General features: G+C 58.1%; 1 protein-coding gene. It reads left to right on the top strand.

Going from position 1 to position 1,043, the window contains the following annotated elements; all coding sequences use genetic code 11:
- Positions 1 to 94 precede the first annotated feature (94 nt).
- The coding region (locus tag P0D89_RS53335) for an IS110 family RNA-guided transposase (protein ID WP_408371306.1) at positions 95 to 1,043 on the top strand (949 nt) is incomplete at its 3' end.

The following is a 1,043-nucleotide window of genomic DNA, read 5'->3' as shown; positions in this document are numbered from 1 at the left end:
TTTGATAATCATATAGCCGGCCTCCCTCCGTTCGAGTCGAACGGCCGGCGTAGAGTCAGGGTGCGAACACCGACGTGACGCATAGGAGGCCAGCATGGGCAAGTTTAGTGGAATTGACCTGCACTCGAACAACAGTGTGGTGGTGGTCAGCGATGACGCTGACCGGGTCCTCTACCAAAGGCGGTTACCAAACGATCCGGCCCAGATCCGGGCGGCGCTGGCGCCACACCGCGAGGATCTGGTGGGGGTGGTCATCGAGGCAACGTACAACTGGTACTGGCTCGTGGATCAGTTGATCAACGATGGCTACCGTGTGCATCTGGCCAACCCCGCGGCAATCAGGCAGTACGAGGGGCTCAAATACAGTGGTGACTTCACCGATGCAGCCCATCTCGCGCAGTTGCTGCGTCTGGGACTCTTGCCAGAAGGCTACATTTATCCAGCAGAAGAACGTCCGGTGCGGGACCTCTCGCGCAAGCGCATACAACTGGTGCAATGTCGTACGGCCCAGATCCTCGCGATCGAGAACCTCTTCTCGCGCCATACTGGTGGGCAGATGCAGGCTGAGCGGGTCAAGCACCTGGATATAACGCAAGTGAACGGATTCGGTTTTGCACCTGATGTGACGCTCGCGATGCAAGCCAATCTTGCAGTCATGCAAACCTTGCAGGAGGAGATTGGCATCATCGAGAAGCGGCTCATGGAGCGGGTGAAACTGCACCCGGATTATGCGTTGCTGAACTCGGTGCCGGGCATTGGTCCGGTTCTCGCAACCACGATCATGCTGGAGACCGGGACCATCTCACGTTTCACCAAGGTTGGTAATTTCAGTTCGTACTGCCGCTGCGTGGACAGCCGGCGCGAAAGCAACAGCCGGAAGAAAGGCGAAGGCAATACAAAGAACGGCAACAAGTATCTGGCGTGGGCATTTGTCGAGGCGGCCAACTTCGCTATCCGTACGTGCCCGGAAGCCAGGCGCTTTTACGAGCGCAAGAAACGCACGCGCAACGGCATCGTTGCGATCAAGGCGCTGGCGCACAAGC

Source organism: Paraburkholderia sp. RL18-085-BIA-A, from assembly GCF_046027075.1.
Classification (GTDB): Bacteria; Pseudomonadota; Gammaproteobacteria; order Burkholderiales; family Burkholderiaceae; genus Paraburkholderia.
This window is presented reverse-complemented; position numbering and strand designations above follow the sequence as displayed.